This is a genomic window from Prevotella sp. kh1p2 (assembly GCF_900111525.1).
GTDB lineage: Bacteria > Bacteroidota > Bacteroidia > Bacteroidales > Bacteroidaceae > Prevotella.
The window spans coordinates 298,792-322,729 of sequence record NZ_FOHY01000002.1; the positions used below are offsets into that span (position 1 = coordinate 298,792).

The window sequence follows — 23,938 nt, forward strand, 5'->3', positions numbered from 1 at the left end:
ATGAGGAAGTTTCTGCTGCTCACACTCGGGCTTATCGCCACTGCCGCCACGCTGCAGGCGCAGGTCGGCAGCTGGCGTGCCTACCCCGCCTATCACGACATCACGGCCGTTGAAAAAGGCGGGAACACGCTCTACGTGCTCGCCTCGGGAGGCCTCTACACCTACAACACGGTCGACCGCAGCGTGCAGACGTACGACAAGACCAACGCCCTGAGCGGCACGGGCATCAGCTTCATCGCCTGGTGTCAGGCCGCCCGGCGGCTCGTCATCGTGTACGAAGACCAGAACATCGACCTCATGGACGACCGCGGTCAGGTCATCAACCTGCCCGACTACTACCTCAAGTCGATGACGGAGGACAAGACAGTGAACGACGTCCACATCAGCGGCACCGCCGCCTACCTCTCCACCAACTTCGGAATACTGAAGATTGACGTGGCACGGGCAGAGGTGAGCGACACCTACAACCTCGCCTTTCCCGTTGCCTACTGCCGTACAGAGGGCGGCAACATCTACGCCGCCTCGCCTGCTGCCGGCCTCTACGCCGCCCCCCTCACGTCGAACCTGCCCGACAAGGCCAGCTGGACGCGCCGCGGCGACTACACCCCGCAGCACAAAACCATTGACCCCGCACTGCTTGCCGAGGCACAGCAGGCCCGTGCCGACGGCCCCAAGTACAACTACTTCGGGTTCCTGCGCTTCGAGAACGGAACGCTCTACACCTCGTGCGGCCCCTTCGTCGACACCAACGACCGCAACCTGCCGGGCTGCGTACAGACACTCACCGGCCACAACTGGACCATTTACGAGGACAACCTGCAGCAGCAAACGGGCTACACCTATGCAGACGTGGCCTGTACTGCCGTTGACCCGAAGGACAAGACGCACGTTTTCGCCGCCGGGCGGAGCGGACTCTACGAGTTCCGCGACGGCCGCTTCGTGAAAGCCTACACCAATACAAACAGCCCGCTGCAGACGGCCTGGTCCGTTGCCGACCGCACCAACCGCAACTACGTCATTGTGCAGGGACTGCAGTTCACCCCCGACGGCAGCCTCTGGTGCCTCAACAGCATGAGCACCTCGGCACCCTTGCTGCGCCTGGATGCCGGCGGAGAGTGGACCGAATACCCCCACCCGGAGCTGATGTACAGCACCCAGCGCGCCCTGGAGAACCTTACGGGCATGACGACCGACAGCCGCGGCCTGCTGTGGTTCGTCAACAACCACTACCGCATGCCCGCTCTCATGGCCTACCAGCCCGAGACCGACAAGCTCAATGCCTACAAGAACTTTGTTAACCAGGACGGAACACGCGTGCAGGTAGGCTACGTACGCTGCGCAGCCGAAGACCGCGAAGGCAACATCTGGGCCGGAACAGACCACGGGCCGCTGCTGCTCCGCGCGGCCGATATAACCACCGATGCCCCCGTGTTCTATCAGGTAAAGGTGCCGCGCAACGACAACACCAACCTGGCCGACTATCTTCTGGACGGCGTAGACATCACGTCAGTGGCCATAGACGGTGCCAACCGCAAGTGGTTCGGCACCAACGGCAGCGGCGTTTACCTCATCAGCGCCGACAATCTCACCCAGTTGCAGCACTTCACCACGCAAAACAGCCCGCTGCTGTCCGACTTCGTGGAGAGCATAGCTATCGACAGCCAGTCGGGCGAAGTGTTCTTCGGCACCGAAAAGGGGCTTTGTTCCTACATGGGCGACGCCACCGCCACCGCCGACCACATGGACAAGGACAGCGTGTACGCCTATCCCAACCCCGTGCGGCCCGACTACACGGGTCTTATCACCATCACCGGATTGTCTTACAACGCCGATGTAAAGATTGTGACCTCCGGCGGCACGCTCGTTGCCGAGGGCCGCAGCAACGGCGGAACCTATACTTGGGACGGCCTCGACCGCCGTGGCCGCCGCGTGGCCAGCGGCGTGTACATGGTCCTAACGGCCACAGCCGAGGGCGACAAAGGCACCGTCTGCAAGATAGCTGTCGTGCGATAAGCCCTCCGCCTGCTGCGTTTCCACCCTTTGGCAGTAACCGGCAGGATAGTGATAGCAACAGAACAAACCGGTAACCTACCCTTGGAAAGGGGAGGTGGAGGAGGGATGAGGGAGCCTACCCCGGCCCTCCCGAAAGGAGGAAGTCCAGCTCCGCACCAGTGTTGAGTAAGTTATTAACAATCAGCAAGTTACAAGATAGCGTGCAGATGGTGGCTATCAAGCCCCTTGAAAGGCATCTTCAAGGCGCTTGAACGGCACCATCAAGAGCCTTGAAAGGCACCTTTTTTATCCCTGGCTTGTAACTTGTTGATTAATGGAGCTTTGCTCCCTCCCTTTTGGAGGGCCGGGGTAGGCTCCCCACTTCACTCCTAACCTCCTCTTTCCGAGGAGAGGCAAGGCTGCTGAAAATTTCCTGTTGATTAGCTGCTGATGATTGAAGACAGCGTAACAGAATGGTTTTTTCGCTGCTGCTGCGGTTTGAAGACAGAGTAACAGAGTATTCTTTTAGCTGTTGCTGGGGTTTAAAGACAGAGTACAAGGGTAACTAATCAATGAAAAAGAAGAAATATCGAAATTGATGTAAACTAACTGATAATGAGGAGGAAATACACGAATTGGCATAATACTGCTCTATTTGTAAAGGGCAGAAACATGCAGATTTAGGCAGAAGTTCAGTTACCAGAGTGTTACCTTGTTTTGATGTTGGTAACGATGGAGAAGAAATAGGTAACTGAATTATTATCGTTCGTGTGGCTGTTGCTTCGGTCGGCAGTTTTCTGCATAAGTGAGGAACGCTTTAATTCGGGTAATTTTGCCCACAAATATTAAAGCGTATGAAAACAGAGAAAATGAAGGTGTTGCTCTACCTTAAAAAGAGCGGTATAGGCAAATCAGGTAAAGCCCCGATTATGGGGCGGATAACACTTGGAAGGAGTATTGCGCAGTTCAGTTGTAAACTTTCCTGCAACCCCGACTTGTGGAATTCACGTGAGAGCAGGATGGACGGCAAGAGCCGTGAGGCGGTGGAGATTAATGGGAGATTGGAGAATTTGTTGCTTTCCATTCAATCTGCCTATCAGTCTTTGATTGCCAAAGGACAGCCATTTGATGCAACTAATGTGAAAGAACGGTTTCAAGGCAGCGTACAGGCAAGATGTATGCTTATCGAGAGGCTGGATATGCTCATCAAGGAGAAAGAAAGCCATATCGGTATAGACATCAAGGAAGAGTCTGTGTCTGCCTATCATTCCACTCGGAAACGGTTGCAAGAGTTCATTCAGAAGAAATACCATGTTTCGGATTTAGCATTCTCGCAGTTGACAGAAAACTTTATCTATGAGTTGCAGGCGTTCTGTCTCGGTGAGCTTGGTCATCAGCAAAGCACATTTTTCAGAGTTGCGGCAGATTTGAAGACCGTCTGCAGGCTGGCTTATCGCGAGGGGTTGACTGATACGCTTCTGTTTGATAAGGCTCATATAGAACGCGGAGACAAGAAAACACCCAAAGCTCTTGACAAAGAGGCATTGGATAAACTCAAAGCACTCCGCTTTGATGAATTGGAAGAGGAAATGGAAACAGCTCGTGATGTATTTCTCTTCGCCTGTTATACCGGTGCAGCCTATTGTGATTTGATGGAGTTAAGCAAGAAGCATCTTGTCCGTGATGATAAGGGTAGCCTTTGGTTAAAGTTCAACCGACAGAAGACAGGTGTACTTTGCCGTATCAAGTTGTTGCCGGAAACTGTTCGGTTAATTGAGAAAATGCACAGCGATGAAAGGGAAACACTGCTGCCTTTCATCAAATATCCCACTTATCAGTCCTGTCTCAAAGCCTTGCGATTACGGGCAGGTATTTCTTTTCCATTTACATCGCATACTGCAAGGCACACCTTTGCCACGCTTATCACATTGGAGCAGGGCGTTCCTATTGAAACAGTCAGCAAGATGCTTGGACATACGAACGTAAGTATGACCGAACGTTATGCAAAGGTAACACCACAGAAACTCTTTGAGGAGTTTAACCGTTTCCTTTCTTTCACAGAAGATTTACGTTTAACCATTTAACCAAGATTTTTTATGAGAAGTACATTCAAGATATTGTTTTACATCAACAGACAGAAAATAAAGGCAGACGGCAAGACCGCCATTCTCTGCCGTATCACCATAGACGGAAAGAGCACCGCCATTACCACAGACGAGGAATGCAAATCCTCCGAGTGGAACAGCAGGAAAGGACTGACAACCGATAAGAAGACCAATCAAAGAATCGGCGAGTTCAGAGAACTTGTAGAGAAGACCTATCAGGATATTCTGATAAATGACGGGGTGGTAAGTGTGGAACTGCTTAAAAACCGTTTGCAGGGAATAGCCACCATGCCGACAACGCTTCTTGCCATTAGTAAAGCCGAACTGCAATCCGTTAAAGAGTGCGTGGGCAAATCAAAAGCTGAGGGAACCTATCAGAATCTTCTTTATTCAGATAAGTTACTTACGGAGTTTGTAAAGGATAAGGGAATGACGGATATAGTCATAGCCACTATAACGGAAGACTTGTTTGAAGAATACCGTTTCTATCTGAAAAAGCGAGGTTTGGCAACAGCTACCATGAATCGTTACCTTTGCTGGTTGAGTAGGCTGATGTATCGTGTGGTCAGTCAAAGGCTCATTCGCTGTAATCCTTTTGAGAAAGCCAAGTATGAGAAAGCGGAACAGAAGATACGCTTTCTGCAAAAGAGCGATGTTGCCAAACTCATGGCATTGAGAGTAATTGATAAGGAAGCAGAACAAGCAAGACGGATGTTTATCTTCTCATGCTTTACGGGCTTGGCTATTGCTGATATGGAACATTTGCAATTTGGACACATTCAAACGGCAGCCGACGGACAGAAATATATCCGAAAAGAAAGGCAGAAGACAAAGGTGGAGTTTATTGTGCCCCTGCACCCGATAGCTGAGGCCATCATCAAACAATGTAAGGAAGAGCAACCCAGCATGAAAGAAATGCAGACGGTGAAAGACAAAGACAACAGCTTTATCTTCCGAACTAATTGCAGCCGTAGCGTGATGAGTGCAAAGCTAAGCATTGTGGGCAAGGCTTGCGGTATCAGAGAGCGGTTGTCCTACCACATGGCAAGGCACACGTTCGGCACGATGAGTTTAAGTGCAGGGATACCTATCGAAAGCATTGCCAAGATGATGGGGCACGCCTCTATATCCAGTACTCAAATCTACGCACAGGTGACGGACAATAAGATTTCGGAGGACATGGACAGGTTGATAAGGAAACATCAGACAAAAGAAACGAAGGAGGAAACCGTATGAATGTCAATCACCATCAAACAAAAAGAGAGCGAAGCTATTTCGAGTGGGGCGATAATATGCAAATCACTCGCAAAGGCAAAGGCGAAATAGCAATGACAGAGAGTGAACTGGTGGATTTCTTTAGTGTAACATGGAGGAAGCTCAATTATCGTCTGCAACTTCTACTAAAAGTCTCTCCCCTGCAACCCGACGAAAGGGATACAGGGGAGCAGGAAGTCTACGTGAACGGACGGCTGCGAGGTTATGCCTTGCTTTATCCGCTTACTATCATCATCGCTTTGTCTTATCAATTGGACAGCATGGAAGCCCATTTGTTCAGAAAACACCTCTGTCGAGAGCTACAACGCCCTTTACCTGTAGTGGAGCAGATATACCTACACTGCAGTGACAGTATCAATTGATATACTTTTCTCTTTCACCGATATTATCCTACTACATTACTACAAGAAGGGATAATACAGTGAAAGAGAAAGGGTTGGTATTGTAGTCAGAAAGTAGGAATGGTTATTACTACCGTCTAACTACACACAACTATGTTTTTGAGGCCTTCAAGTATACCGAAAGCCTTATAAGTAGTTATTCTCCAAGTAGTCTATCAACAGTAGAGATACGCATCTGTTTTATTGCATAACATTCCTTTTGCCCGTATTTCCTGACCCTCTGATTTCTTCGTGATAAAGATAATTCACTATCGAGGGATGTCCTTTGGGACTTCGTTCGTAAGGCAATTCATTATCCACATACTTACATTGAGCCTCCTGCGCCATTTTCGCAGCCTCTTGCTCCAATTGCTTCCAATATGTTCGGTCTTTATGCAAATAGATTTCTTCATAAAGTGGGAACAAATGGGGATAGTATGATTTGATATAACCCATAATGTTGGCCTTAAAACCACCCCGCAGATTGAGGTTCTCAAGCCAAAAGAGGTCGCAAATATCTTTCACTTCATGAAAAATAGCTTTGAAATTGGTGATGCCAGGGAAGATGGGCGACACAAAACAAATGGTTCGGATGCCCGCCTCGTAGACCTTTCGCATGGCTGCGATGCGCCGCTCTATGCTCACAGCCTTGTCCATGTCGGCACGAAATGTCTCTTCAAGCGTGTTGACTGACCACGATACGGTGACTTTCTTCATTTGCCGGAGCAGGTCAAGGTCGCGCAACACGAGGTCGCTCTTTGTACAAATGAGTATTTCTGCATCGCTGTCTTTGAGCTCTTCAAGCAGTTTACGTGTCCTGCGGAACGTTGCTTCTTCGGGATTATACCCATCGGTCACTGATCCAATAACCACGCGTTGTCCGGCATATTTCTTCGGATTCTTGATTGCAGGCCAATGCTTCACGTCTAAGAAAGCGCCCCATTCTTCTTTATGTCCTGTGAAGCGCTTCATGAATGAGGCGTAACAATACTTGCAAGCATGGGTGCACCCCACGTATGGATTCACCGAATAGCCACCAACAGGGAGGTTGGACTTGGTCATGATGCCACGCACCTCTTTCGTTCCAATGAGTGTTTTTGCCATATATCTTCCTTTATTCTTTATAAATCCTCTACCGTTTCACCGTCTTCAGGAATAAAGACGCGGTCTAAAATTCCTGCCACTTCCGCACGCTTTCTCACCATTTCACGCGTCACGCTATTATGGTTCACGCCTTCAAGATGCGTCACAAATAACTTTGCATCAGGTGCAGCTACAGCAACTTTTACCACATCTTCATCGTTCATAATAACGCGTCCACCCAAACGAAAGCCATTGCCACCAGCATTAAGGGTGATAACCTCGGGGCGAAAACGCTTCAAATTGCGCTTCACACCAGCATACCAGATAGTATCTCCGGCGTGATAGAGCGTCTTTTCTTGTGGATGAGTGAATACATAACCCGCTGTATGTCCGGCAGGATACTTCATGATGAAATTACCATGCTGGCTCTCAGCCTTTTGTATGCTCACTTCCCCAACCCTTGTATTGTCACCGACAACTTCCACATGATTAAATCCATGCGACATTACCACCTGCCGATCGTTTTCGTCTTGCACAAAAAATCGCATATCTTTAGGTATAATTTCATAAGCCGCCTCATCGATATGGTCATCGTGCAAATGGGTAAGCAACACCGTATCTACACCTTTTAGCATCTCTTCTACAGGAAAAGGTAGTTCATGAAGTGGGTTGCGCAGGTGTTGATTTCTACTAAAGGGGAAAGGAGGCATGCAGCCTTTCTTTCCCAACATGGGGTCGATCAGAATTTTCTTTCCCCCATATTCAACGATTATCGTTGCGTTTCTTACTTGCTGAATATTCATTGTTTATTAAAATTAAAGTTTAACATTGGCTTCCAGCATAATACCATCCTTCAGAGGTTCATCATCATCAGAGAACGAATTTGCCTTATATTGTACGCAAAGCACGAGCATTTCGCTGCTGCCTGTGTTCTTGAAAGCACGTTTGCCGTTGGGCGCAATTCTCACGATGCTTCCTTCTGAAACGGGAAATCGTTTGCCGTCTACATCGAAAATTCCGTCACCTTTAAGAATGAAATAAAGCTCTTCGTGGGTTTTATGGGTATGGCGTGTGCCATAATCCTGCCCAGCTGCAAGACTTTGGAAAGACAATTCTGCGCCTGTTGCTTGTAGTGCATGTCCGGCAAACATCTTTCCTGGGATAGAGAAATTGCCCATAGCCAACTCATATTCCTTAATTTCATTCAACTTACCTACGTTCACCGTGGTGAAGTTCTCACCTTTTTCTACATTTTTAATTTCTTTCATAATGCTATTTGTTTTGATTACGAGTGCAAAGGTAGTGCATAAAACAAAGACACATTCTACCATTAATAATATATGCTCTACCATTTTGATAAGCCATTAATTATTCGTACATTTGTTGCATGAAATTAGAGAATCACCCCCAAGAACTTACACAAGTTCCTTTCTGTAAAACGGAATGTGGTGTAGACTTCAACATCAATACCGATACGCACGAGCGTTTGCGGGGCGTATTGATGGAGTATCCGTCTTTCAAAACCAACTTCTTCGAGTTGTTTTTCTTCAGGAAAGCATCCGGGTGGCTGCGTTATGGCTTTCAACATATCGCGTTGAAAGACAATACGGTGCTGATACTTTCGCCGCACATCCATCAGGAGTGGCACATTGATGAAAGCCAAACGGATTATCGTTTCCTTATTTTCCGTGATGATTTTCTTTCAACCTATCTTGCCGATCCTTTCTTTACTTATCGTTTGCTTTATTGCTACCAAACAGATTTCCCACCCTATCTGTCGGCTACAGCTATGGAACAACAAGAATACGAGCGTTTGCTTGTGCGGATAAAAGAAGAACTCAACCATCCTCTTGCCGACAGCTATCACATCATCGTATCCTTGCTTCATTATCTGCTCATGACCCTTAATCGTAGGTATTCTGTTCAATACCATCTGCCTTTTGATGCCCCCAAGAACCACCATGCCTTTGAGTTCAAACAACTCTTAGAGAAGCATATTCGCCAATACCAGCAAGTGGCCGACTATGCAGCCATGCTGAACATCAGCCGCATCACATTGAATGCTTCTGTACAGGCACAATATGGGCAAACGGCCGTACATCTGCTGAAACAACGTCTGCTTGCAGAAATCAAGAATGAAATACTATTCACTGACAAAACTACCAGTGAATTGGCATACAAATTCAATTTCTCGGAGCCGGGACATTTAATGCGTTTCTTCAAAAAACAAACAGGACAGACGGTTACGGAGTTTAAAGAAGAATATAAAGGACAACAGTTTACCGCAGAATAGAAAAATGATTAAACGAAGAACTTACCAATAAACGAACGGCACTTGAAACAGATATATCTCTGCTCAAGTGCCGTTATCCATTCACCAATATACGCTTATTGCCTTTATCCTGTCTGACTACCCTGATAATTCTCCTCCAGCATCTTCTCCAAGTCCGAAGCCTTGTAGAGTATCTTTCCTGCAAACTGCGTGTAGGGAATAATCTTCCTGTCTCGGTAGTCCTGCAAGGTACGGGGACTGATATACAGTCGCTCGCACACTTCCTTGCCCGTTAGGAAAAGTTCGCCTGCAAAGAGTGGCTTGTGTGTATCCGCCACTTCTACTATTCGTTTACCTACACCTCTCAACGCTGAGACGACCAACTGCATCTCGTCCGACTCCATGTTCAAGTCTCTTGCTGTTTCCATCATATCTGTCTGTTTTTAGGTTTGTTCGATTTCGTAAGAAGCAATGTTTCCACATCTTCACGCTTGTAATAGCACTTGTGCCCGATTTGCGTAAACGGCAGCACACCCGTATCACGATAATGCTGCAAGGTGCGCTTGCTGATGTTCAGCAGCCGGCACACATCGCCGTTGTGCAGCCAGTCCGTATGCTTGCTTTTCTCTCCGAATGCCTTGTGGCAACTCTCGGCAAGGCTCAAGATTTCATCTCGAAGCTTTGTCCAATTGGTTTCTGTAATGATGTAATAGTTCATAATTTTATATTGTTATTGTTTGTTGTTTCAAATCTTTCCAGTTTTCATCGGCAAAGATAATGGCGTGCGTACACCTCTCAAAGCCGTGGGGAACAGCAGGGAAGTATCGGGAACTATCAGGAAAAGAGCAATCCGTTTCATCGGTTCGCATTTGCGTTTTCCTGCCCCGTCTTTTTTCTTTTATTGCAAAGACAATCCAAGCGAGTGCAGAGGAAAGTTCACTTATCCTTTGCCGAGCGCAGCTTGTCTTATGCAAAATTAATATCGGGCATTTCTTATTCCATCACTTTTCATTCAAGTGGCAGCTTGTGGCACTATGACAAGGACAAAAGAGACAGATTGATACTTTTGCCACTATACAAATAAGGCTAATAAGACAATCAAAGCAAAAGAGTGCATCTGAGAGCAAACAACGACATCCGTATTTCTGCTAACCTATCTTTCCTGTCATCCATTTTTTGCTTAATGAGGCTATAAATACCCTTCTTGACAGCCTGTTCTCCTAAGAATTTTGCAGCGGACGAGCGCAACATTATGCAAGAAGGCTCTGAATGCTTGGAAGTTACGCATTCTCACCCTAACTTCACTCTTGGAAACCAATTCAAGGGAATAATGAAAAAGAACGCAGATGCAGGCAACATAGACAACAGAAGAAATCCTCATCGCAGGGGTAGCTCATCCAAGAACGCAGAGATAGAAAACTACCTCTCCACACACTACGAGTTCAGATACAATACAGTATTGGGTAGAACCGAATACCGAAGTAGGAACAGCGGCATATTTACAAAAGTCGGTCGTTATGAAATCAATACGCTCCGCAGGGAACTTGATTGCGATGAAGGCATCGTAACTTCTTCCGATAATCTCTACTCTATCATCGAGAGCAGTTTTTCTCCGCGCATCAATCCTGTGCAGGAGTATTTAAAAGGGTTGCCATTGATAGATATAGGCGATAGCAGTAGCTGTGATGATGCCGGTTGCAGGGATAGTAATGTGTCTTCTTTTTCACCGAAAGCGATTCCCAATTTGGCAAGCTGCGTGGTTGTCCGTAATTCTAACAAATGGTTGCCGTATCTTACCAAATGGCTTGTGGCGGTCGTCGCCAATGCGATGGACGACCGTGAGTGTCGTAACCATACCTGCCTTGTACTGACAGGTGAGCAGGGTAAGTTCAAGACAACGTTTCTCGATTTGCTCTGTCCCCCAGCACTGCACGGTTACAGTTACACAGGAAAAATATATCCGCAGGAAAAGGACACACTTACCTATATCGGTCAGAACCTTATCGTAAACATAGATGACCAGCTCAAAGCCCTCAATAAGCGGGACGAGAACGAACTGAAGAACCTTATCACCTGTCCGATGGTCAAGTACCGTATGCCGTATGATAAGTATGTAGAGGAGCATCCCCACTTGGCAAGCTTTGTGGCATCGGTGAACGGCAACGATTTTCTTACCGACCCGACAGGCAGCAGAAGGTTTCTGCCCTTTGAAGTTCTATCCATAGACATAGAGAAAGCCAAGCGTATTTCAATGGACAATGTCTATGCTGAAGCCAAAACCCTATTAAAGTCAGGTTTCCGCTATTGGTTTGATGATGAAGAGATTGCCGAACTATACAGAGAGAGTGAGGACTTTCAGGTACAAACCGCTGAGATGGAACTTTTGCTGCGTTGCTTTGAAAAGCCAACGGAGGATGAAAACTATTCGTTAATGACTACTACGGAGATACTCACCTATTTGGGTATTTATACTCACCAACCACTTGTTGCCAAGCGTATGGGCGAAGCCTTGAAGAAAGCAGGATACATAAAGGTGAGCAAACGAAGAAACGGTGGTAGCCCCATATATGTCTACAAGATTAGGAAAATCTTGCCATGCCCGCTCCTTCAAACTTGTAGTAGCCAAATGTAGTAGAATGTGTAGTATCGTTCTATACTACCCAGCATTACTGATTATCAATCACTTATCACAGAATAGTATGTAGTAAGAAGAAAGATGAAAAAGTTTGGAGGGGAAAAACTTTGGAAACGGTAAAACCATAAAACAGACAAGCATAAATAATTATCATTCAACCCATTAAATTATCAAAACAATGAAAGAAGAAGATTTATCAGCTATCAAGCGATATTCCATCGTGGAATATCTCGAAAGGAAAGGTATCAAGCCTGCCCGCAAAACACCGACCTATGCTGTGTATCGCTCACCATTGAGGGAAGAAGTGCATCCGAGTTTCAAGGTGGACAGGGAAAAGAACCTTTGGATAGACTATGCCGAAAGCAGAGGCGGAAGCATCATCGACCTTTGTATGCGTTTGGAAGGCTGCACGCTCTCGGAAGCCATCTGCCGTTTGGGACAGAACGCTTTAGAGCATACAGCGTACAGCTTCAATTCTCCAAAGAGAGAAACACCCATCAGTTCAAATCAAAGAGAGCATGTAACGGCAAGCGGAACAAGGAGACTGATATGCCTATCAGACACCTTGCCGCCGCATTTGCAGGAGTACCTCAAAAAGGAACGCTGCATTGATTTGGAAAAGGCAACACCCTTTCTTAAATGTATCAGTTACGAGATAAGGGGAAGAAGATATGAAGCTATCGGCTTTGCCAATTCTTCGGATGGCTATGAGCTTCGTGATGATAAGACTTTCAAGGGAACGATTGCTCCTAAAGACATCACCCCTATATTTGAGGACAAGGCACAACCTGTCTGTTTGTTCGAGGGATTTATGGACTTTCTCTCTTTTCTTTCAATGAAAGGGGAAGTAACCAACCAATGCCTTGTGATGAATTCCGTGAGTAATGTTGTAAGAAGTATTCACTACCTGAATAAAAGAAATATAACCTCTGTTCGTGCTTTTCTTGATAATGACGATGCAGGGCGAAAGACAGTGCAGGAATTTGTAAACACAGGTTTTAAGGTAGAAGATATGGCAGTGTATTATAGAGACTTCAAAGACCTCAACGATTTTCACGCCAGCCGTGTCCGTGAGCAACAGAAAAAGTTGGAGAAAACTCCAAATACAAGCAACAAAATAAAACAAGTCAAACTTAAAATAAGATAGAGTGATGAAAAAGGAAAGAAGAAATATGGAAGAAATAGATCGTTTCATAGGAAAAACTTTTGGTATGAGCCAAGCTGAAAATTCAAGTGAACAAACTGTCGCTGAATTCCGGGCAGAGGGAATGAAAAATATTCAAGAGCAAAAACAACAAGAAACAGGACATGCCATAGAGCATGCCACGCCATCCGAGCCTGTACTGCATACAGAGCATGCAACTATTCAACGACGCATCAGTGCCAAGATGAGAAAAGAGACACTTGACGCATACAGGCAGGCGTTCCTTGTTCCAACAAAGCTAAGTGAGAGAAAGGCGGTCTATCTGAGCAGGGAAACACAGGAACGTGCGGACTTCATTGTCCGTAGATTGGGAGATAAAGGAGCCAATGTCTCGAGCTTCATCGAAAACCTTGTGCGTATCCATTTGGAGGAATACGGTGAGGATATAGAAAAATGGAGGAAGCTGTAAACAACAGAAAAACGGTCAAGGACTATCGAGTAAAAGGATGTCCCTTTCACTCAAAATCCTCGACCGTTTTAGGGTAGTACCAACAATAGATTTTTACTGAACACATTGAACGGTGGGAATGCCACGAACACAGTTAATCTTCTGAATGCATAGCATTCATTTTTGGACGACAAAACGCTTTATGCGTAAACGTTTCGTTAGCTGACATTGCAAGACGTCAGTTTGTACCCACAAACTGCGCCCAGCTCCCCTCGTTAGATTGTCGGGGAGATAAGACCGTAATCACTCCGTTCTCATCGGTCAGCATTCAAGAATTAAGAGACAATGAATCATCTATAATGATTAACTTTCAAAGAAACTTATATGAACAGATATAATAAAAAGATTGCCAAATGGCAGCAACAGAATAAGGAAGAGCAGAAGATGAATAAGACAGAGTTCATCAAGGTTAGATGCACCTTAGAGGAAAAGCAACGTATTAAGTCAAAGGCGGAAAGTGCGGGGCGTAAGTTCTCAGACTACTGCCGTGAGATACTCCTAAATGGAGAGGTGGCAGCCGTTCCCAAGATGACCGACAATGAAAGGGAAGCCATTTGTATACTTCAGCATACAGGACGGTTCTATGGGCAGATTTCTAATCTCATCAAGGTTAAGGATGAAAGGTGGGTACATATCACTAAGAACCTTTCGCTATGTGCCAAAGAAGCATTTAAGCGATTTTACGACCCGCATTTTCGTGTGGACGACGAAATATATAAGGTCTTAAATATGTCGAGAGATGATAGGAAAATGTAAGGCGATAGCGCATGGCAGCACGGCTTTGGATTATATTTTCAGAGAGGGAAAGCTCGGTAATCGGCTTGCTTTCCACAATCTTTGCAGCAGAGAACCGAAAGCAATCTATGAGGAAATGAAAGTGGTCAGCGATTATAACAGTCGTTGCAGAAACAAGTTCCTCCGCATTGAAATCGGTATAGCACCTCAGGATGAGAAGAAACTACCCGTATCTGAACTCATGCGGATAGCCCATCTGTTTGCCAAACAAATGGGACTTAACAACCACCAATGGGTAGCAGTAACGCACAAGGACACCGATAACAGGCATATCCATATCATTGCCAATCGTATCAGCCTTTATGGAGAAGTCTATGATACCACCTTTGTGAGCAATAGGGCAGCGAGAGTGGCGGAGGAAATAAGCAGAGAGGAAAACTTGACTATCGCAAAGGAGGTCAAAACAGACAAAAAATACCAAAAGGAAAAATCTAACCCAACGAGAGAGCAAACAAAGAAAGAGGTGCAACAAATCTGTTATGCCCTGCTTGACAAGTACAAAGGAACAGGCATCACGGGACACTCCATGTTCCTCTATGAGCTGAATAAGAACGGCATCGCCATAGATCGCATGAAGAACAAGCAAGGTAATGTCTATGGCTTAAAGTTCTCATGCGCAGGGCAATCCTTCAAGGCTTCCGAAATTGGTAGGGAGTTCGGCTACCATTCCTTGCAGAAAAACTTTGAAACAACAAACAAGGAAGAATCAAGGAAACCACATCTAACAGTACAAGAGCCGACAGAAAGGAAAGAACAACCTGATAAAGGTTACCAACTTGTACCTCCAAGCTGTTCCTCTATCTCACGAGCCAATGACACACCACAAGTGCAGAACTCCATTGGTGCAGTGGCAGACACCATCGTTGGTGCAGCCGATGAACTGATGGAAGGGTTAGGCGATTTGATTACACCAACCGCACAGGGCAATGACTATGCCGAAGCTGCGTGGCAGCGCAAACTCAGAAACCAAGCGAACAGAAAGAAGAAAAGAGGAAGAGGTATATAACCCACAGCCAAACAGCCAGTCAAAAGTGCAGAAAGTGCAGAAACAGGAATACTTCATCAAAAACGCTTGTTATTCGGTAACAAAGTATTATCTTTGCAAACAGAATAACAAGCGTTCTTTGTTAGGTAGAATACAGCGACTTGAAGTAGTTCGCTCGTTTCCAAATCGTTACCTATTTACTTTTACCAACAAGGTAACTTCTTTATTTTCAATTAGATACATTTTAACAATTATCTTACAGGGTATTCTTTTAGCTGCTGCTGCGGTTTGAAGACAGAGTAACAGAGTAATTTTTTAGCTGTTGCTGGGGTTTAAAGACAGAGTAAAAATGTAATTTTTCTGCTGCTGGGAGGTTGACTGTTGGGAACGATAGATAAGTAACAATGAGCGGAAAGGCTAACTGGTATCCTCCCCTTGGAAAGGGGAGGCGGAGGAGGGGATGACCATATAGCAGGCTGTTGATAATCTGCAGGCAGGCTGTTGGTTGTCAGCAGGCAGGCTGTTGGTAATTTCTTGGTGCAATCATCCCCTCCTAACCTCCCCTTTCCAAGGGGAGGATACAGGTTTGTTTTGTGGGCATTATCAACTGTTTCTTCGTTTTTTATCTGCCCATTCCTTACCTCGCACAGCTAAAAGAATAATTTGTTACGCTGTCTTTCACCCGCAGCAGCAAACGTACAGCAAGCCATCAGCAGCAGAAAGAATACGCTGTTACTCTGTCTTTTAACCCCAGCAACAGCTAAAAGAATACTCTGTTACTCTGTCTTTCACCCGCAGCAGCAAAGCAGTAGCAAGCAATCAGCAGCAGAAAAAATACGCTGTTACTCTGTCTTTTAACCCCATCTGCGGCAGAAAAACTATCATGTTACGCTGTATTCAAACAGTAGCAGCAAGCCGGAAGCAGGGAAACGGAGGGCCGAAGAGGCTAACAAAGTTATGGCAAATGTACGGTTATATCAGTTATTTTCTATAACTTTGTAACCGAAACCATTATCACAAAACCTATCTTTTATATGCGTTTACTTAAATCTTTATGCTCAACCTTGATGCTGTTCTCGGCCTTGCAGGCCTCTGCAGTGCAGAATCCGGTTGATTACGTGAACCCGCTGGTGGGCTCCCATTCTACCTTCGAGCTCTCTACCGGCAACACCTATCCCGCCATCGCCATGCCTTGGGGCATGAACTTTTGGGTTCCCCAGACGGGCAAGAACGGCGACGGATGGCAGTACACCTACAATGCAAACAAGATAAGGGGCTTTAAGCAGACCCACCAACCAAGCCCCTGGATTAACGACTACGGCATGTTCTCGCTGCTGCCCGAGACGGGCAAGCCCGTGTTTGACGAGGAGAAGCGCGCCAGCTGGTTCTCGCACAAGGCCGAGAAGGCAACTCCGTACTACTACAGGGCCTATCTGGCCGACTATGATGTGGTGACCGAGCTCACGCCAACGGACCGTGCAGCCATGTTCCGCTTCACCTTTCCGGAGAGCGAACACTCGTATGTAGTGGTCGACGGCTATGACCACGGCTCGTACATAAAGGTCATCCCGGGCCAAAACAAAATCATCGGCTACTCTACACGCAACCACGGAGGCGTGCCGGATAACTTCAGGAACTACTTTGTCATCGAGTTCGACAAGCCTTTCACCTATACCGCATCGGTTAACGGAGGCACCATCAGCGAGGGTACTGCCGAGGTGCAGTGCGACCATGCGGGTGCCATCATCGGCTTCAGGACGCGCCGCGGCGAGCAGGTTCATGCCCGCGTGGCCTCATCGTTCATATCACCGGAGCAGGCGGAGCTCAACCTCAAGGAGCTGGGTAACGACAACTTCGACCGCATTTGCGCCAAGGGACGCCAGCGATGGAACGAGACGCTGGGCCGCATAGAGGTGAACGACGACAATGTTGACAACCTGCGCACCTTCTACAGCTGCTTTTACCGCTCGGTGCTCTTCCCCCGCAGCTTCTACGAGATAAGCTCCGACGGCACTCCCAGGCACTACAGCCCCTACAATGGCAAGGTTCTGCCGGGCTACATGTTCACCGACACGGGTTTCTGGGACACCTTCCGATGCCTCTTCCCGTTCGTTAACCTCGTTTATCCCGACATGGCCAAGAAGATGCAAGACGGCCTGGCAAACGATTACCGCGAAAGTGGATTCCTGCCGGAGTGGGCAAGTCCGGGCCACAGAGACTGCATGGTGGGCAACAACTCGGCATCGGTAGTGGCCTCGGCCTACCTGAGCGGCGTTCGTTCCGACGACATCGAGACCCTCTGGCAGGCCGTGGTTCACGGCGCAAACGCCAGCCATCCCACCGTTGGTTCTACCGGCCGAAAGGGCTACGAGTACTACAACAAGCTGGGATACGTGCCCTACGACGTGAAGATAAACGAGAACGTGGCCCGCACACTGGAGTATGCGTACGACGACTGGTGCATCTACAAGCTCGGCAAGGCACTGGGCAAGAAGGACAAGGACATACGCATCTTCGCCCGCCGCGCCATGAACTACAAGAACGTTTTTGACCAGGAGACCCGCCTCATGCGTGGAAGAAACCGGGACGGGAGCTTCCAGAGCCCCTTTAATCCATTGAAGTGGGGCGACGCCTTCACCGAAGGAAACAGCTGGCACTATAGCTGGAGCGTTTTTCATGACCCGCAGGGACTCATCAACCTCATGGGAGGAAGGGGCGTGTTCAACCAGATGCTCGACTCGGTGTTCAGCGTTCCGCCCGTTTTTGACGCCAGTTACTACGGCCAGGTGATACATGAGATACGCGAAATGCAAATCATGAACATGGGCAACTACGCCCACGGAAACCAGCCGATACAGCACATGATTTACTTGTATGGCTACAGCGGACAGCCCTGGAAGACGCAGTACTGGATCAGAGAGGTAATGGACAAGCTCTACAACGCCAACTTCGACGGCTACTGTGGCGATGAGGACAACGGCCAGACATCGGCCTGGTACGTCTTCTCGGCACTGGGTTTCTACCCCGTATGCCCCGGTTCGGGCCAGTATGTGCTCGGTACGCCGTACTTCAAGAACGTTGTGCTGCACCTTGAGAACGGCAAGACGCTGACCATCAACGCCGAGAACAACAGCCCGCAGAACCGTTACATCGGCCAGATGACCGTGAACGGGCAGCCTTACGGCAAGAACTATCTCGACCACAAGACCCTCCTGCAGGGCGGCGTCATCAACTACAGCATGTCCGCCACACCCAACAAGAGCCGCGGAACGGCAGAAGCCGACTTCCCCTACTCGTTCAGCAACGAGGCAGGCAGCAAGCTCAGGTAGCCCGGCTCCTGCCTTACAAGCAAAGGAAGCAGGAGAACGCAGCCGCCTTCTCCTGCTTCCTTTGCTCCTTTCTAACCACCTAAATCTCAATTCCATGCCTTCAACTTTCCTCAAAATCAGCTGCTTCCTGCTCACTCTCTCGCTGCCCTCGATGGCCCAGAGCGAGAAAACAACCTTCCAGACGGGTGCCCACTGGAAGCCCGCCACCGACATACGGGCCGACGTGGTGATGGTTTACGGCACCACCGACCACCCTGGCCAGACCTTTGAACAGCGCCTGCAGTCGTGGCGCAACCACGGTTACCGCACGCACTTCATGACGGGCATAGCCTGGGGAGAGTACCAGGACTACTTTACCGGACGGTGGGACGGCCGCCTGCACCTGGACGAAGGCCAGAAAGAAGCTGGCGGCGACACCATCTGGCACGGCCGGATGGTGCCCTACATCGTTCCGACCAAGAACTATCTCGACTACTTCAAGCAGCGCCACATCAAGCGGGTGATAGACGCGGGGGTGGACGCCATCTTCCTCGAAGAGCCCGAGTTCTGGGCCCGGGCGGGCTACAGCGAGGCTTTCAAGCGCGAGTGGAACGACTTCTACGGATTTCCCTGGCGGCCCCAGCACGCCTCGGCAGAGAACACGTACCTCTCCAACAAGCTCAAGTACCACCTCTACTACCGCGCCCTGAACGAGGCTTTTACCTACGCCAAGCAGTACGGCAGCTCGAAGGGAATGCACGTGCGCTGCTACGTTCCCACCCACTCGCTGCTCAACTATGCCCAATGGCAGATTGTAAGTCCGGAGGCCTCGCTGGCCTCACTCAACTGTGTAGACGGCTACATAGCCCAGGTTTGGACCGGCACATCGCGCGAGCCGAACTACTACAACGGCACGGCAAGCGAACGGGTGTTCGAGACCGCCTTCCTCGAATACGGCTGCATGGAGTCCATGACGAGGCCAACGGGGCGCAAGGTGTTCTTCCTCACCGACCCCATAGAGGACCGCGCACGCGACTGGCAGGACTACCGGCAGAACTACCAGGCCACCTTCACGGCCCAGCTGCTTTATCCGCAGACGGCCAACTACGAGGTTATGCCCTGGCCCGACCGCATTTACGAGGGCATGTACCGCGTCTCGGCCCGGAGCGAAGAGCGCGCTCACATACCCCGCTTCTACTCCACGCAGATGCAGGTCATGATAAACACGCTCAACGACATGCCGCTTTCACAGAACCGGGTGAGCGGAAGTCAGGGCGTGGCCGTGCTGATGGCCAACTCTCTCATGTTCCAACGGTCGCCCCGACCCGTAGAGGGATACGACGACCCGCAGCTCTCCAACTTCTACGGCGAGGCCCTGCCGCTGCTCAAGCGGGGCGTGCCGGTGAGCGTGGTGCACATGGAGAACACTGGCCGGGCCGACACCTGGCAGGGCGTAAAGGTGCTGCTCATGTCGTACGCCAACATGAAACCCCTCACGTCCGATGCCCACCGCCACATTGCCGAGTGGGTTAGCAGGGGCGGAGTGCTGGTTTACAGCGGGCGCGATGACGACCCTTACCAGCGCGTGAGCGAATGGTGGAACCAGGGTGCAAACCACTTCAAGGCCCCGGCCGACCATCTCTTCGCCCTCATGAACATACCCGCAGCGGCGCCCGAGGGTGCCTACGCCTACGGCCGGGGCAAGGTGTACGTGCTGCGTAGCGACCCAAAGGAGTACGTGCTGCAGGCCGGCGGCGACAAGAAACTGGTGGAAACGGTTGCCCGCGCCTACGAGACAGACGCCCGTGCCGACCGCCTCAGCTTCAAAAACTCGTTCTACCTGGAGCGCGGCTGCTACACACTGGCCAGCGTGCTCACCGAGAGCGAGGCCGGAACAGAGCCGCTCAGGCTCAAGGGAACTTACATCGACCTCTTCGACAGTCGGCTGCCGGTGCTCCGCGAGAAGGTGGTAGAGCCCGGCAGGCAGGCCTTCCTCTACGACGTGAGCCGCGTGGCAGAGAAGCAGAAGCCACAGGTGCTGGCCGCTGCCAGCCGTCAGTACGGCGAGCGCCGCACAGCACGCAGCTACCGTTTCACGGCCCGCAGTCCGCAAAACACTACCAACGCCATGCGCATACTGCTGCCCGCACGGCCCCGTAACATATCAGTGAGCACAGCCGGCGGCAGCCGCTGGCAGTTCCGGCAGAACTGGGATGCCCGTTCGCACACCCTCTTCCTCGGCTTCGAGAACCGTCCCGGAGGCGTTGATGTGCAGCTTTCATGGTAGCAGTTGGCTCCTCCGGGCCGTACTGCAAGCCACCATTAAGGGTACAAAAACAATGATATGGGAACTTTCGACAAGTGTCGCACGATCGTGCGACACTTGTCACACTCATGTGCGACAGGTGTCGAAAGTTCCTGAACACTATCTTCAACACCCTCAACTCTCACATCCCATCACGCAGAGAATCATCTCATCACCGCCCGGAACCCAACACCTAAACCCCATTACCCACTCATTTATCAATATTGACTTTTCGTTTACCAATATTGGAACAAACGTACGCCGTTCCAAAAGTTTTTCTTTAATTTGCAAACTGTTATGAGTGAGCAACGCAGCAACACAGTGTTGTCCGTCACGGGATCGGACAGTATCGGCGAATCTGGTGCACAGGCAGACATCCGAATCATTGCTTCCATCGGCGGGCAGCCGCTTTCAGCCATCACATCGGTCACGATGCAGAACACAGTAGGCATCCAGCAGTTCTACGACTTGCCGGCTACCATCGTGTCGGGGCAGATGGAAGCCGTGCTTAACGATGTGCAGCCCGACGTGGTAAAGATAGGCATGGTGAGGCGAATCGACGTGGTTGAAGCCATTTGCCGGTCGCTCGAGCGCTACCGTCCGCGATGGGTGGTGTTCCATCCCGTCATCTTCTCCTCCCGTGGAGAACAACTTATGGACGAGCAGGTAGCCCAAACGGTGCGCCGGCAGCTCCTTCCGCTCTGCACGCTCATTGTACTCAAGCGCACGGATGCTCACTACCTGCTGGGCTGCCAGCCCGATAACGACCCACACCTGCTGTTTCTCGACAACGCCTACCCTGCCCACCACGGGCTGGGTAACGGCTTCTCGTCGGCCATAGCGGCCTATCTGAGCCTGGGATACACCATGAGCCAGGCCGTGAGTGAGGCTCGCACGTACGTTGCACAGCACCTGCGCCCGGCCCGCAGGCTGAAAGGCCGCAGCCACGAGCTGTACGGCGAGTTCATGGAACAGATGGAGGCACACTTCCGAAGCCGCAGTGACGTGCAGTTCTATGCCGACTCACTCAACGTGAGCAGCCGCTATCTGGGCCAGGTAACACGGCGAGTAAGCGGCCGGTCGCCCAAGAGCATCATAGACAGCAGGCTGACCGAAGAAATCAAGAACAGGCTGCTCACCACGCCCCACACGGTTCAGGAGACGGCTTTCGCACTCGGTTTCTCGTCTCAGGCACAGCTTTCGCGCTTCTTCCGCAAGATGACCGGGCTCTCGCCGAGCCAATTTAAGAAGGCCGGAGAAGGCACCGGCGGCAGCGTACAACAGCAGATAAGAATAAGAAAATAAACCATCAGAGATAAGAAAATGACCAACCAACGACAAGAACTCAACCGCAACCTGGCCCAGATGCTCAAGGGCGGAGTGATAATGGACGTAACCACACCCGAGCAGGCACGCATAGCAGAAGAGGCGGGAGCCTGCGCCGTAATGGCACTGGAACGCATTCCGGCCGACATACGCGCTGCAGGAGGCGTGTCGCGCATGAGCGATCCCAAGATGATACGCGCCATACAGGACGCCGTAACCATACCCGTAATGGCCAAATGCCGCATCGGCCACTTCGCCGAAGCTCAGATACTGCAGGCCATCGAGATAGACTACATTGACGAGAGCGAGGTTCTCTCGCCCGCCGATGACGTCTACCACATCGACAAAACGCAGTTCGACGTGCCCTTCGTGTGCGGCGCCCGCAACCTCGGCGAGGCCCTGCGCCGCATTGCCGAGGGTGCTACGATGATACGTACAAAGGGCGAACCGGGCACGGGCGACGTGGTGCAGGCCGTGCGCCACATGCGGATGATGCAGAGCGAGATGCGCCGCGTGGCCGCGATGAGTGCCGACGAACTCTACGAAACGGCCAAACAGCTGCAGGCGCCGCTCGACTTGGTGCGCTACGTTCACGACAACGGACACCTGCCGGTGGTAAACTTTGCCGCCGGAGGAGTGGCCACTCCGGCCGACGCTGCACTCATGATGCAGCTCGGAGCCGAAGGTGTATTCGTTGGCAGCGGCATCTTCAAGAGCGGCAATCCGCGCAAGCGCGCCGCCGCCATCGTGCAGGCAGTAACCAATTACACCGACGCCAAGCTGCTGGCCGAGCTGAGTGAAGACCTCGGCGAGGCAATGGTAGGCATCAACGAGCAGGAAATCAACCTGCTCATGGCCGAAAGGGGACAATGATGCGGGTGGCAGTTCTGGCGCTGCAAGGTGCCTTTGCGGAACACCGCAGGGCGCTCGCAGAGATAGGGGTAGATAGCTTCGAGGTGCGCAATGCGGCTGATTGGCGGCAGCCCAAGGATGCGCTCATCCTGCCCGGAGGCGAGAGCACCGTGCAACTCAAGCTGCTGCACGACCTCGACCTCTACGAATCCGTGCGGCAGGATGTCGCGGCCGGACTGCCCACCTTGGGCACCTGCGCCGGCCTCATCTTGCTGGCCAGGGAGGTGGAGCATGAGAGCGCCGCCCGTCTGGGCACCATGGACATCGTCGTGAAGCGCAATGCGTACGGCCGCCAGTTGGGCAGTTTCCATACCGAAGCCGATTTCCAAGGCCTCGGCCGCGTGCCGATGACTTTCATCCGGGCGCCCTACATCGAGCGCGTAGGCCCCGGGGCAGAGGCTCTGGCAACGGTCGGCGGGCATATCGTAGCTGCCCGTCAGGGAGCTCAAATCGTCACTGCGTTCCACCCCGAGCTCGACTCCGACCGCCGCATCTATCATCTCCTCCTCGACTGCTGTAGGGGTGAGACAGAGTAGGTTATTCTTAAAGACAGAGTAACAGAGTAATTTTCTGCTGCTTATTGCTTGTTTTTGGGTGGCTACTGTGGGTTAAAGACAAAGTAACAGAGTAAGATTTGGTAGCCGAAAATTACTTTGTTACTCTGTCTTTTTTATGTCTTCACTGTGCAGCAAATTATCACTGCCCGTCTTGGAGGTGCCTTTCAAGCTCCTTGAACGATACCTTTTAGCCCCTTGGAGATGCCTTTCAAGGCTCTTGAAAGGCATCTTTTACAATGCCGTTTGTAATTTACTGAATTTCAATAGTTTGCAAATAGGGTCTAAAAAGGCTATTTCCTGCCTCCGTCATCCCCTCCTAACCTCCCCTTTCTAAGGGGAGGATACGCTGGCGCCTG

General features: G+C 50.1%; 20 protein-coding genes. 15 read left to right on the forward strand and 5 right to left on the reverse strand.

All coding sequences use genetic code 11. The annotated features are described in order from the left end of the window. The 4 genes from BMW31_RS02480 (at position 1) to BMW31_RS02495 (ending at position 5,734) form a co-directional block, all read left to right on the forward strand. Complete coding sequence (locus tag BMW31_RS02480; RefSeq protein ID WP_091820667.1) at positions 1 to 2,013, forward strand: type IX secretion system anionic LPS delivery protein PorZ; 2,013 nt, start codon at positions 1 to 3, stop codon at positions 2,011 to 2,013. Positions 2,014 to 2,846: 833 nt separating this feature from the next. Further along, positions 2,847 to 4,076 carry a site-specific integrase gene (locus BMW31_RS02485; protein ID WP_018911044.1) on the forward strand — a complete coding sequence of 410 codons (1,230 nt, stop codon included), beginning with the start codon at positions 2,847 to 2,849 and terminating at the stop codon, positions 4,074 to 4,076. Positions 4,077 to 4,088: 12 nt separating this feature from the next. Further along, the gene (locus tag BMW31_RS02490) at positions 4,089 to 5,333 is read left to right on the forward strand and encodes a site-specific integrase (RefSeq protein WP_091820669.1); all 1,245 of its coding nucleotides are present in this window, start codon (positions 4,089 to 4,091) and stop codon (positions 5,331 to 5,333) included. Continuing rightward, positions 5,330 to 5,734 (forward strand): hypothetical protein, encoded by a 405-nt coding sequence (locus BMW31_RS02495; RefSeq protein WP_018911042.1) that lies wholly within the window; start codon positions 5,330 to 5,332, stop codon positions 5,732 to 5,734. Before BMW31_RS02490 ends, BMW31_RS02495 begins: the two co-directional genes overlap by 4 nt. Before the next feature lie 219 nt (positions 5,735 to 5,953). Here the strand turns inward: BMW31_RS02495 and BMW31_RS02500 are convergent, their stop codons facing one another. From BMW31_RS02500 to BMW31_RS02510, 3 genes are read right to left on the reverse strand one after another with little or no spacing between them, the layout of a single operon-like run. Then, entirely contained in the window at positions 5,954 to 6,856 is a 903-nt protein-coding gene (locus BMW31_RS02500) for a radical SAM mobile pair protein B (RefSeq protein WP_091820671.1), read from the reverse strand. Between the two features lie 17 nt (positions 6,857 to 6,873). Further along, positions 6,874 to 7,638, reverse strand: coding sequence for an MBL fold metallo-hydrolase (locus tag BMW31_RS02505; RefSeq protein ID WP_091820672.1), 765 nt, complete (start codon positions 7,636 to 7,638; stop codon positions 6,874 to 6,876). Between the two features lie 12 nt (positions 7,639 to 7,650). Beyond that, on the reverse strand, positions 7,651 to 8,103 hold the full coding sequence (locus BMW31_RS02510; RefSeq protein ID WP_018911039.1) for a cupin domain-containing protein: 453 nt from the start codon (positions 8,101 to 8,103) through the stop codon (positions 7,651 to 7,653). 119 nt (positions 8,104 to 8,222) lie between these two features. On the opposite strand from BMW31_RS02510, the gene BMW31_RS02515 reads away from it, so the two are divergent. Then, on the forward strand, positions 8,223 to 9,128 hold the full coding sequence (locus tag BMW31_RS02515; protein ID WP_091820675.1) for a helix-turn-helix domain-containing protein: 906 nt from the start codon (positions 8,223 to 8,225) through the stop codon (positions 9,126 to 9,128). 104 nt (positions 9,129 to 9,232) lie between these two features. Here the strand turns inward: BMW31_RS02515 and BMW31_RS02520 are convergent, their stop codons facing one another. Further along, complete coding sequence (locus BMW31_RS02520; protein ID WP_018911037.1) at positions 9,233 to 9,538, reverse strand: helix-turn-helix domain-containing protein; 306 nt, start codon at positions 9,536 to 9,538, stop codon at positions 9,233 to 9,235. Next, positions 9,535 to 9,825, reverse strand: coding sequence for a helix-turn-helix domain-containing protein (locus tag BMW31_RS02525; protein ID WP_006949211.1), 291 nt, complete (start codon positions 9,823 to 9,825; stop codon positions 9,535 to 9,537). Before BMW31_RS02525 ends, BMW31_RS02520 begins: the two co-directional genes overlap by 4 nt. A gap of 477 nt (positions 9,826 to 10,302) precedes the next feature. Between BMW31_RS02525 and BMW31_RS02530 the strand changes: the two genes are divergently transcribed. The 10 genes from BMW31_RS02530 to pdxT all read left to right on the forward strand — a co-directional run bounded on the left by BMW31_RS02530 (position 10,303) and on the right by pdxT (position 23,561). Beyond that, positions 10,303 to 11,739, forward strand: a complete 1,437-nt coding sequence (locus BMW31_RS02530) for a virulence-associated E family protein (RefSeq protein ID WP_091820677.1) — start codon at positions 10,303 to 10,305, stop codon at positions 11,737 to 11,739. 181 nt (positions 11,740 to 11,920) lie between these two features. Beyond that, complete coding sequence (locus BMW31_RS02535; protein ID WP_091820680.1) at positions 11,921 to 12,889, forward strand: toprim domain-containing protein; 969 nt, start codon at positions 11,921 to 11,923, stop codon at positions 12,887 to 12,889. 4 nt (positions 12,890 to 12,893) lie between these two features. Then, the gene (locus tag BMW31_RS02540) at positions 12,894 to 13,355 is read left to right on the forward strand and encodes a DUF3408 domain-containing protein (RefSeq protein WP_091820682.1); all 462 of its coding nucleotides are present in this window, start codon (positions 12,894 to 12,896) and stop codon (positions 13,353 to 13,355) included. 363 nt (positions 13,356 to 13,718) lie between these two features. Continuing rightward, the gene (locus tag BMW31_RS02545) at positions 13,719 to 14,150 is read left to right on the forward strand and encodes a plasmid mobilization protein (RefSeq protein ID WP_004342843.1); all 432 of its coding nucleotides are present in this window, start codon (positions 13,719 to 13,721) and stop codon (positions 14,148 to 14,150) included. Next, positions 14,134 to 15,195, forward strand: a complete 1,062-nt coding sequence (locus tag BMW31_RS02550; RefSeq protein ID WP_091820684.1) for a relaxase/mobilization nuclease domain-containing protein — start codon at positions 14,134 to 14,136, stop codon at positions 15,193 to 15,195. Before BMW31_RS02545 ends, BMW31_RS02550 begins: the two co-directional genes overlap by 17 nt. A 992-nt stretch (positions 15,196 to 16,187) precedes the next feature. Continuing rightward, positions 16,188 to 18,503 (forward strand): GH92 family glycosyl hydrolase, encoded by a 2,316-nt coding sequence (locus BMW31_RS02560; protein ID WP_255404794.1) that lies wholly within the window; start codon positions 16,188 to 16,190, stop codon positions 18,501 to 18,503. Between the two features lie 94 nt (positions 18,504 to 18,597). Then, positions 18,598 to 20,769 carry a hypothetical protein gene (locus BMW31_RS02565; protein WP_091820688.1) on the forward strand — a complete coding sequence of 724 codons (2,172 nt, stop codon included), beginning with the start codon at positions 18,598 to 18,600 and terminating at the stop codon, positions 20,767 to 20,769. Positions 20,770 to 21,084: 315 nt separating this feature from the next. Continuing rightward, positions 21,085 to 22,092 carry a hydroxymethylpyrimidine/phosphomethylpyrimidine kinase gene (locus tag BMW31_RS02570; RefSeq protein ID WP_091820691.1) on the forward strand — a complete coding sequence of 336 codons (1,008 nt, stop codon included), beginning with the start codon at positions 21,085 to 21,087 and terminating at the stop codon, positions 22,090 to 22,092. A gap of 18 nt (positions 22,093 to 22,110) precedes the next feature. After that, positions 22,111 to 22,986: a pyridoxal 5'-phosphate synthase lyase subunit PdxS gene (gene pdxS / locus BMW31_RS02575; RefSeq protein WP_091820694.1), complete on the forward strand. Its 876-nt coding sequence runs from the start codon at positions 22,111 to 22,113 to the stop codon at positions 22,984 to 22,986. Next, entirely contained in the window at positions 22,986 to 23,561 is a 576-nt protein-coding gene (pdxT, locus tag BMW31_RS02580; protein ID WP_091820742.1) for a pyridoxal 5'-phosphate synthase glutaminase subunit PdxT, read from the forward strand. Before pdxS ends, pdxT begins: the two co-directional genes overlap by 1 nt. Positions 23,562 to 23,938 lie beyond the last annotated feature (377 nt).